Source organism: Actinophytocola xanthii, from assembly GCF_001921205.1.
GTDB classification, from domain to species: Bacteria; Actinomycetota; Actinomycetes; order Mycobacteriales; family Pseudonocardiaceae; genus Actinophytocola; species Actinophytocola xanthii.
Genome location: NZ_MSIE01000011.1, coordinates 167,521 through 177,263, shown reverse-complemented (window position 1 = coordinate 177,263; position 9,743 = coordinate 167,521). Strand labels below are relative to the sequence as shown.

The 9,743-nt window shown below is 71.6% G+C and carries 10 protein-coding genes; 3 read left to right on the top strand and 7 right to left on the bottom strand.

What is annotated here, in order from left to right:
* Positions 1 to 126: 126 nt before the first annotated feature.
* The 6 genes from BU204_RS08495 to BU204_RS08470 are packed head-to-tail and all read right to left on the bottom strand — an operon-like array spanning position 127 to position 6,302.
* On the bottom strand, positions 127 to 990 hold the full coding sequence (locus tag BU204_RS08495) for a hypothetical protein (RefSeq protein ID WP_075125011.1): 864 nt from the start codon (positions 988 to 990) through the stop codon (positions 127 to 129).
* A 33-nt stretch (positions 991 to 1,023) separates the two neighbouring features.
* Complete coding sequence (locus BU204_RS08490; protein WP_075125010.1) at positions 1,024 to 2,346, bottom strand: DUF6055 domain-containing protein; 1,323 nt, start codon at positions 2,344 to 2,346, stop codon at positions 1,024 to 1,026.
* Between the two features lie 10 nt (positions 2,347 to 2,356).
* A complete protein-coding gene (locus BU204_RS08485; RefSeq protein WP_075125009.1) occupies positions 2,357 to 3,358 on the bottom strand; it encodes a glycoside hydrolase family 43 protein in 1,002 nt (333 codons plus the stop codon).
* A 17-nt stretch (positions 3,359 to 3,375) separates the two neighbouring features.
* Positions 3,376 to 4,080, bottom strand: a complete 705-nt coding sequence (locus BU204_RS40645) for a carbohydrate ABC transporter permease (RefSeq protein ID WP_198942808.1) — start codon at positions 4,078 to 4,080, stop codon at positions 3,376 to 3,378.
* Positions 4,056 to 4,370, bottom strand: coding sequence for a hypothetical protein (locus BU204_RS39945; protein WP_075125008.1), 315 nt, complete (start codon positions 4,368 to 4,370; stop codon positions 4,056 to 4,058). Before BU204_RS39945 ends, BU204_RS40645 begins: the two co-directional genes overlap by 25 nt.
* Positions 4,371 to 4,394: 24 nt before the next feature.
* The gene (locus BU204_RS08470; protein ID WP_233159791.1) at positions 4,395 to 6,302 is read right to left on the bottom strand and encodes a glycoside hydrolase family 127 protein; all 1,908 of its coding nucleotides are present in this window, start codon (positions 6,300 to 6,302) and stop codon (positions 4,395 to 4,397) included.
* Between the two features lie 131 nt (positions 6,303 to 6,433).
* On the opposite strand from BU204_RS08470, the gene BU204_RS08465 reads away from it, so the two are divergent.
* The 3 genes from BU204_RS08465 to BU204_RS08455 all read left to right on the top strand — a co-directional run bounded on the left by BU204_RS08465 (position 6,434) and on the right by BU204_RS08455 (position 9,137).
* Entirely contained in the window at positions 6,434 to 7,462 is a 1,029-nt protein-coding gene (locus BU204_RS08465; RefSeq protein ID WP_075125037.1) for a LacI family DNA-binding transcriptional regulator, read from the top strand.
* A gap of 165 nt (positions 7,463 to 7,627) precedes the next feature.
* Positions 7,628 to 8,116 (top strand): hypothetical protein, encoded by a 489-nt coding sequence (locus tag BU204_RS08460; protein ID WP_075125006.1) that lies wholly within the window; start codon positions 7,628 to 7,630, stop codon positions 8,114 to 8,116.
* Positions 8,109 to 9,137, top strand: coding sequence for a hypothetical protein (locus tag BU204_RS08455; protein WP_143229366.1), 1,029 nt, complete (start codon positions 8,109 to 8,111; stop codon positions 9,135 to 9,137). The genes BU204_RS08460 and BU204_RS08455 overlap by 8 nt, the downstream gene beginning before the upstream one ends.
* Positions 9,138 to 9,143: 6 nt before the next feature.
* On the opposite strand, the gene BU204_RS08450 is transcribed toward BU204_RS08455, so the two are convergent.
* Complete coding sequence (locus BU204_RS08450) at positions 9,144 to 9,734, bottom strand: DinB family protein (RefSeq protein ID WP_075125004.1); 591 nt, start codon at positions 9,732 to 9,734, stop codon at positions 9,144 to 9,146.
* Between the last annotated feature and the right edge of the window lie 9 nt (positions 9,735 to 9,743).

Below are 9,743 nucleotides of genomic sequence, written 5' to 3'. Positions count from 1 at the left end.
CCGCGGCCGGGCCGGGGGCCGCGGCCGCCACGACGGCGACCGCGGCCGCTCCGGCCGCCCACTGCCGGACCGAGGCGCGCCAGGACCTCCTGGCGAACATCTCGCCCTCCTCGTTCAGGGGTTCCCTCACAACCCGTACCGGCTCTTCAGGTGACGCCACCAGTCACGGAACATCCAGGCATCGAACTCGGTGATCTGACTCGCCGTGCCGGCCTTCATCAGGAAGCAGCAGACCCCGGTCGGTGTCCAGTCGTAGAAGTCGTCCAGGCCGAACGTGTGGCCGACCTCGTGCAGGAAGATGTGGATGTTCTCGCTGTTGAGGTTGTTGACGAAGTACTCGCTGCCCATCCGCTGGCCCCAGTCGCCGCCGGCGCCGCCGCCCATGCCGGCGGTCAGCCACAGCGACTGGTCGTAGTGTCGCGAGGCGCCGCCTGGACAGCGCGAGTAGTCCCCGTTCTGGTTGAAGAAACGACCGCACTCCCGGGCGCACTGGGGGGCGTTCTCGTTGATGTCGTTGACGTAGATGTCGACCGAGTTGTCCGTCCACTGGAGAGTGGACCGGTCGCGGACCGCCCAGCCGACCACGCGGATCGGCACGGTCTGGTAGGGCCAGTTCTCCCAACCCTGCCCGTTCTCGAGCATCACGTTCATCCACTTGGCGTACTGGTGGCTGAGCGCGGCGTGGATGTGGTCACGCAGGGCGGCTGTCACCGGTGCGCTGGAGTCCCAGCGGACGCAGTAGTTGATGTACCCGCGGTTGGCCATGACCTGGTCCCAGCCGTAGTTGCGGAACCCGTAGAGGTTCCCGTACGTGCTCTCCACGTGCCGCCACACCTCGTCGAGCGGCTGCACCAGGTTGGACGGGGGGTTCCAGGCACGGGTCGTCGGGGGAGCGGGCGTCTGGTCGGGCGCCGCCGCGGCGGGGCCGGCGCCGACTGTGAGGGCAGCCGCCGCGGCCAGCAGGGCCACGGAGATCCGGCGAACGAACATGATCAGCCTCCTTGTCTGGAGTGCGGAGCTGGGTCAGGTGGTGCCGGCGACCGGGGTGGCGCCCTGGATCGTCAGCTCGTAGGGGAACCGGTCGACCTGCGCGCCGTCGCCGTAGTTCACGTGCACCGACGGCGTGGCGGCCACCGCGAGCAGCAGGTACGACTCGCCGGACTGGAGCGAGAACGTGACCTGCTGGTCCCGGCCCGCCATGGGGCTGTACCGGGCGGAGAAGTTGTTGGTGACGCCGACCAGGCCGAACCGCCAGTCCGAGCCGAGGCTCGGGTTGACCTGCCCGCGCAGCCGGACGGTGACCTGACCGCCGGGCTGGGTGGGCTGGAGCCGGATGAGGTTGAACCCGTACTGCTGGGGAGCGACGGCGGCGGGGATCCGGTACTCGCCGGCCGCCTGGTTCACCGTCTCGAGCGAGACCGTGTACAGGGGACGGTACGGCGCTCCGTTGCGCCACAGGTCGCTGCGGATCGCCGCGCCGTCGGTGTAGTCGTACACCACGTTGCGGCGGGCGTAGTCGCCGATCAGCGCGGCGAACCCGGCGTGGTCGAGACCGTACAGGCGCTTGATCGTCTGGATCGGGTGCTCCCCGTGCCGCGCCTCGTACCAGAGGCGGTGGATCGAGGCGAGGCCGTAGGTGTCGCGGAGCTTGTTGAGCAGCAGCCAGTCGCCGTAGTAGGTCTCCTGGGCCAGCCAGCGGTAGTGGTGCCGGCTGCCGAAGTAACCGGAGCCGAGCACGACCTCCGGGCGGCGCATGCGGGCCATGAAGTTGCCGTGCGCCTCCCAGAACCGGCCGGAGTTGGGGTTGCCGTAGCCGAACCCGCCGTCGAAGCCGTTCTGCCGGTTCAGCTGGCTCGCGTAGCTCTGCAGGACGTGGGTGTACTCGTGGGACTCGACCCAGTCGTCCCAGTACTTGTCGTAGGGCAGGCAGATGTGGCCGACGCCGATGTCGTCGGTCCCGGCCCAGTTCGCCGGCGGGAGGAACCCCCCGGACCAGCTCCCGCACAGGTACACGTTGATGCGGTAGTCCCGGGCGGGGGAGATGCTGTCCGGGTCGATGAAGTCCGCGGTGTCCCGGTAGTAGGCGTAGGTGCGTTCCATCTTGTCCAGCACGTAGGCGGGGTAGTCGTCGATGCCGCGGTTGACCCGGGCCCACTCCACGACGTCGACGGCGTCGCCCCACCGGACGACGAAGTTCGTCGACTCGCGGAAGTTGCCGGTGTAGGCGCCGGCGTCGGTGATGAACCGCGGGATCCGGCTCTGCTTCGCCAGGGCCTGCGCGGTCGGTACCGGTCCGGCCGCGATCCCGACCAGGACCAGCAGGAGGAGAACGAGAAGTCTGCGCATGAGGACTCCTTCACCGGGCTTCGCCGGTGCTCGTGAGGAGGAACGGACCAGTCGCCGCCTTGGTCTGGACCACCTGGCGCATGGTGCCGTCGGCGTTGAAGTAGAGCCGGTCGATGGCGACCGAGCGGCGGAAGTTGCCTCCCCCTGGGGCGTCCGCGGTGTGGTAGACCATGTACCACTGCCCGTTGAACTCGACGATCGACGGGTGGTTGGTCGTCGAGCTGACCTGGCCGAGCACCACCCCGCGGTGCGTCCACGGTCCGAGCGGGTTGCTCGCCGTCGCGTAGCGGACGCAGGCGTAGCTGGACGAGGTGACACAGCCGCTGTCGTTGGCGGCGTAGGCCAGGTAGTAGATCCCGGCGCGTTTGAACATCCAGGGCGCTTCCCAGAAGTGCGTCGCGCCCTGCGGGCTCAGCACCGGGCCGTCCAGCTCGGTCATGTTCGGCCTGAGCCTGGCCGCGCGCAGGCCCCAGTAGGAGCCCCAGTAGAGGTAGGCCTGACCGTCGTCGTCAACGAAGACCGTCGGGTCGATGTTCAGCCCGGACGAGCCGGGCGTGCTGTCGCTGACCAACGGCCCACCCCGGGCGTCGGTGAACGGGCCGAGCGGGGAGTCCCCGACCGCCACGCCGATGTCCATCCACCCGGGACCGTTACCGTTGACCGAGACGTACCAGTAGTACCGGCCGTTGCGTGGCTCGACCTCGGCCGCCCAGGCGTCCGCACCGGCCCAGCGGAAGTCCCCGACACGCAACCGCGGCCCGTGGTTGGTCCAGTTCGACGCGTCGGTCGAGGACAGCACGACCCAGTCCCGCATGACGAAGTTCGACCCCCCGGGCGGGGCCTCGTCGTGCCCGGCGTAGACGTACAGGGTGTTCCCGACGACCAGCGCCGCCGGGTCCGCGGTGAAGATGGACGTGATGATCGGGTTCTCGGCCGGTGCCTGAGCGCTCCCCGCCAGGGTGAGCGCGACGGCGGCCGCCGCGGCCACCGCCGTCCGACGCCGTCTTCGCACGGTTGTCCCCTTTCGCTTCAGCCCCTGAGGGCCCCCGACATGAAGCCCCGCACGTAGCCGCGCTGCAGGAACAGGAACAGCAGGACGCAGGGCATGGCCATGACGACGACGCCGGCCTCCAGCGCGGCGTAGTCGACGGCGCCGTGGGTCGCGGTACGCAGGTTGACCACGGCGAGCGTGACGGTGAACCGGTCGGTCGAGTTCAGCAGGATCAGCGGCGCGAAGAACTCGTTCCAGGACACGAGGAACGCGAACAGCGCCACGGTCGGGACGTCGACCGAGCCCTGCAGCCGGCCCCCGCTCGGGGACAGGCCCTGCCCGGACAGCCGGGGGAAGATCCTCGTCAGCCGTTCGCCGCGGGAGTTCAGCACGTCGTGCACCCCGGTCAACTCGGCACCGGCGGCGGTGCGGGTGAACGGGGAGTCGACGACCACCGGCACGGTCCGGGTGACGGTGCCGGTGTTGGTGACCGAGATTGTCGTGACCGCCACGTTCTCGTGGGTGATGAACTTGCGCACGCCGGCTCGCAGGCCGAGCGCGGTGTTGGTGTACGCGCCGCTCCAGTGACTCGGGGTCTGTACCCGGTCCGCCGTGACCTCGGTGAACCCGCCGGAGCCCAGCGTTACCGCGTAGGCGCTCTGGTTGGCGAACGAGCCGAAGAACTCGTTGTAGTAGGCGACCCGCCCGCCGAAGCCGATCACGGCGTTGTCGTGCTGTCGCATGAAGACCGCCCGCCGCGCGTCATCAGCCAGCTCCCGGCCGGGTCGGCGCCCCGCCGGGCCAGCAGGCGGTCCATCCAGAAGTCGGTACCGGCCGCCCCCGCGTCGTAGATCGCCCCCATCGTGCCGCCGGTGGTGAACGGCACCGGCTCGGCCGCCGGCGGGGGACCGGTGAAGGTCGGGAACCCGATGGTCTGCTCGGCGCTCGCGGGGGTGGCGGCGACGGCGCCGGTGACCAGCGCGGTGATCAGCAGCAGTCCCCACGGCCTCGGGCTTCTCGCGGACACGGGCATCTGGCGTCCCTCCTTCGGGGCGTCTCAGGTGTGCGGCAGCCAGACCCGCATCGTGGACGGGCCGCGCCTGGCCCAGCGGTGGTAGGCCACCAGGCGGATCGGGTCCACGGCCTCGCCGGCCGGGGGAGCGGGGGTGCTCCGGTACGGCCAGCCCCCATCGGCCGGTGCCGTGAACCGGCCGCACACCGCCACACCGTCCGGGGTGTCCTGTGGCGGCGTGCTCACGTCGACCGTGAGCGCGTCGAGGTCGGCGCCGTCCTCACCGGCCGACTCCGCACACAGCACGACCGGCCCCCGTTCGACGGCGGCACAACCCCGTACCCCGTCGATCCGGGGGTCGGGGAAGGTCCACCGCGGACTCGTCGGCAGCTCCAGCCGCACCTCGTCGCCCACCGCGAACGCCCGGCGGACCACGGCGGTCCCGGGCGCCGCCGGGCGCCCGTCCAGTAGGGCGCCCTCCGCCCACGCCGGCACCCGCAGGGCCAGCGCCCACGGTCCGCCCGTGGTCTCGGTGACCCGGACGGCGACCGTCCCGCCGTCCGGGTAGTCGGTCCGCACCCGCAGCCCGACCGCGCGGCCGTCGTCCAGCCGGGTCCGCACGACCGCGTCGGCGTACTGGTGCAGCTGGACCCGGTCGCCGTCCACCGTGGCCAGATAACAGCCGAGGCCGGCGAGCAGCCGGGCGAGGTTGGGCAGGCAGCAGGAGACCTCGAACCAGGGCACCCGCCCGCCGGCCGCGAACTGGGGCTGTTCGCGGTCCGCCGGTGCCGGTTCGGCGCGCTCCCGCTGGTGCAGGGTGTTGGCGTAGAAGAACGACCGCCCGTCGTCCCCGATCGACGTCGCGACCACGTTGTACAGCACGCGCTCGATGACGTCGGCGTAGCCGACCTCGCCCGTCGCCAGGAGCAGCCGCCAGGCCAGCATGACCGTCGCGACGCCGGCGCAGGTCTCCGAGTACGCGCGGTCGGCCGGCAGCACGAAGTCCTCGCCGAAGGCCTCGTCGGTGTGTCGTGAGCCCATCCCGCCGGTGAGGTAGGTGCGGCGCTCGAGGGTGCGGGCGAACTGGGCGGCCACCGCGCCGAGCAACTCGTCGTCACCGGTCTCGACGGCGAGGTCCACGGCGCCGCAGGACAGGTAGAGGGCGCGTACCGCGTGCCCGCGCAGCACCTCGGCGCGCCGGACCGGCACGTCGTCCTGGAAGTAGGACCAGCCGAAGCGGGTCTCGGGCAGCGACCGGTGGCCCCGCCGCCGCACGAACAGTGCCGCCTGGTCGAGGTAGCGCTGCTCGCCGGTGACCCGGGCCAGCTCGACCAGCGCCGGCTCGATCTCGGGATGCCCGCACACCGCCGGGATCCCGTGCGGGCCGAACGCGTCGCAGACGTGGTCGGCCGCCCGCCGGGCGACCCCCGGCAGCGAGTCCTGGCCGTGGCGGCCGGCGGTGCGGGCGGCGGCGACCGCGGCCTGCAGCAGGTGCCCGGTGCAGTAGAGCTCGTGCCCGCCGGCCAGGTCGCTGTAGCGCGGCCGCTGCCCCCGGCCGCCGAAGGCGGTGTTGAGGTAGCCGTCGGGATCCTGTGCCGCGGCCACGAGAGCGGTCAGCTCGGCCAGCTCCGCGGCCCGATCGCCGTCGCCGGTGCGCCCGATCTCCCAGGCCATCGCCTCCATCAGCTTGTAGACCTCGGAGTCGGTGAACTCCCGCCCGCGCCGCTCTCCCGGCTCCGCGGTCAGCCCGCGGGCGGTGGTCTCGAAGTGCCCGGTCCAGCCCAGCTTGTCCATCCACGCCCGGCCGTGGTCGAGCGTCGCGGTGCCGTTGACCTCCTGCCGGCCGGCCCAGAAGCCGCCGGTCAGCCGGACCTCGCCGAGGCCGAGGGGGCGCAGTGCGCCGCGGCCGGGAACGACCGGGCGGCCACCCGTCGGGTCGGGTTCCGATGTCACGGCCACCCCGCCTTTCGCCGCCGACGACAGTGTCGGTGTTGCTGGGCCGAAAACCTTTTCGGCTCCTCGAACGTAGGGAGACGGCTAAAGTCTCGTCAAGGAGCGAAAAACGTCCAGGAAGGTGCGGTGTGGTGGTGAGGCAGCGTCCCGGATCGGTCACACTGACCGACGTCGCCCGGTTGGCCGGGGTGTCGGTGGCGACCGCCTCCAAGGCGCTCAACGGCCGTGCCCAGGTCGCGCCGGCCACCCGGGAGCGGGTCGCGGCCGCCGCGGAGAAGCTGTCCTTCCAGCCGAACGCGCTCGCCCGCGGGCTCATCTCCGGTCGCACCAGGACGGTCGGGCTGCTCACCGACGAGCTCGCCGGCCGGTTCGCCATGCCGATCATGCTCGGGGTGGAGAACGCGCTGGCCAGCGAGCAGATGTCGGTTCTGCTCTGCGACACCCGGGGCGACCCGATCCGTCGGCGGCACTACATCCGGACGCTGCTGGCCCGCCAGGTCGACGGGTTCATCGTCGTCGGCGACCGCAACGACGTGCGGCCCTCGCTCACCCCCGACATCCCGGTCCCGGTCGTGTACGTCTACGGCGAGTCCACCGACCCACACGACCTCTCGCTGCTGTCCGACGACGAGGGCGGCGCACGCCTCGCCGTCGAGCACCTGGTGTCGCTCGGCCGCCGGCACATCGCCCATGTCACCGGCCCCGAGCGCTACCGCGCCGCCCGCTACCGCGTGGCCGCGCTGCGTGCGGTGCTGGACGAGGCGGGTCTCGCGCTGGTCGGCGGCGAGCCGCTGTACGGCGAGTGGTCGCAGAGCTGGGGCCGGTACGCCGGGCACCTGCTGGCCACCACGCACCCGGAGCTGGACGCGATCTTCTGCGGCAACGACCAGGTGGCCTCCGGGGTGGCCCAGGCGCTGGTCCAGCTGGACCGGCGGGTGCCCGACGACGTCGCGCTGGTCGGCTACGACAACTGGGAGATCTTCGCCGCCGACTGCCGGCCCCCGCTGACCACAGTGGACCTCGACCTGCAGCGGCTCGGTGCCACTGCCGTCGAGTACCTCTTCGACGCGCTCGACGGCGCCCCACGCTCGGGTGTCGTCCGCCAGCCCTGCCGCCTCGTCGTACGCGAGTCGACCGGCCCGCGCCTCCGGAATCCCTGAACCGGGTAATTGACAACTCCCCGGGACCGGAGTTGACGAAAGGGAAACTCCGGTCCAGATATGGCTCATCTGACGTCTCCCCGTAGCGGATCCGTGCTATCTATCGACACGAGGGGTGCAACACCGCACGTGTCGAAACGGGCGCAATCAGAGAGGCTGACTGCCATGAACCTGACCATGGCAATCGTGTACGGCGCCATCGGCGGATCACTACGGGGACTGCTCGCGATGTACGGCCACATCGAGCGGTGGCTCGAGGTCCGCCGGGAACAGCACGGGCGCCGGCGCCGGCGGACGCCGGCGCGGTTCAGCAGGTCCGCGGACTGGCCGGCGGAGATCGTGGGCACTGCGGTACAGGTGCTCATGGCCGTGGTCACCGCGGTGATCCTGTACGGCACCGGCACGGTCACGACCGTCGTCGGGCTCATTCTCGGCGGCGCCGCCGCGCCCGCGATTCTCGCCCAGCTCGGTCAGCTGCGCGTGGTCAGCCAGGCGGTAATCGGTCCGGTCGTGACGACACAAATCCCGGTCGACGGCGATAATAGGGGCAGAGGCTCCGCGGCGGAGCCGTCGCGGAGCCTGGCTTCGGTTTCGGGGGGAATTCCCGAGGCGCGGAGCGGTGGCGAGTTCGACCAGGAGATGGGCGATGTCTGACAGTTCGGCACTGCGTCGCGCGGCGGTCGTGGTGACCGGTGCCCCGGATCGCCTCGCGGAGTCGGCGATCCACCGCAGCACCGCCGTCGCCAAGCGGTACGGGCTGGGCCGGCGGGTTCTCGCGTTGGTGCTCGGCGTGCGGCTTCCGCTGCCGCACGGTGCGGCGTCCTCGCCCCCCGCGCCCGCCCGACCGACGGCTTCCGACCCGGCAGGGGTGGGGAAGGACAAGCGGAAGGACACGCGTCCCGGCCGGGACGAGGAGGCAGCCCGGGCGTTCCAGCGCCTGCTCGACGTGCTGCGCGGGTACGTCCTGGCGGACCCGGCGGAGCGGCTGCGCCAGCGTCCCCAGGCGCTGGAGTACCTCAAGGACCTCAACGGGTTGGTGCGGATCACCAAGCTCGAGTCGAGGCTCGGCCATCGCCCCGAGCTCGTCGTCCGCTACCACGACCGGGTCGAGGGCGCGTGCCCCGCGGGGTCGCTGTCCTCGTTGCAGAAGTACCAGCCGTTCATGCTCGACATGCACCGGGACGCGCTGAACCACCTGTGCAACTCGCGCGGGAACCACCTGCGCCGCCGGGCGCACGGCCCGCGGCAGCTGCTGCGCAGGGTCCGCTCGAGCACCGGCGACCCGGCGGAGGTGCTCTACCGCCTCGGCACCCACACCGACGACCCGGACCAGCTGTTCTACGAGTGGCGCCGCCACCTGCCGGTCGAGCCCGAGCACCTCGACCCGTCCGACCGGGACGACCCGGCGGAGATCCTCGAGCGGGCGGGGGGCGACGACCGCGCCCCCGACCTGCCCAAGCTCGAGGACGTGCGCGACGCGCTCGCGCTGGCCAGCCATGACTTCACCGACGAGGACCTCAGCGGCGCCGACCTGACCGACGTACCCCTTCGCGGGGTGTACTGGAGCACCACGACGCAGTGGCCGGAGAGCTGGCAGGCGCAGATCGCCAAGGCTTCGGAGCGGGTGGACGCGACGACCCTGCGGGTGAGCGAGAACGCCGTTCGGGAGGACTGAACGGGGTCAGCGCCCGTCGACCTCGCGTGCCACCCGCTCGATCCCCTCCCGGTACTCCGCCCACCAGGCACGGTCGCCCTGCGCCATGTTGTCGTTGTCCGCCCGGTACCCGACGGCTCCGTCGATCAGCTCGCGAACGATGTCGGCGTGGCCGGCGTGCCGGTTGGTCTCGGCGGTCATCCGAACGAGGATGTGGTGGAGGGTGACCTCCCGGCGGTCCGCCGGCCAGTGCGGGACCAGGCCGGTGGCGTCCAGTGCCAGGGTGTCGACCGTGGTGTCGGAGTGCGCCCACACCCGGCGGTACAGGCCGACGATGTGCTCACGGGACTCCTCGGCGGTCGCCCACATGTCGGCGTTGTGCTCCGCCCCGGCGCAGAACCCGTCCGGCGCCTGGAGGAACGGGCGACCGAAGGTGTCCCCGAAGTACCCGATCTCGCAGGCGGTGAGGTGCTTGACGAGCCCGAGCAGGTTGGTCCCGGTCGGCGTCAGCGGACGGCGGACGTCGTACTCGGCGAGCCCGTCCAGCTTCCACAGCATCGCCTCCCGGGCGTCCTGCAGGTACCTCCGGAGGTCTGCCTTCGGCTCCGAGATGGGCATGGCGTGCGG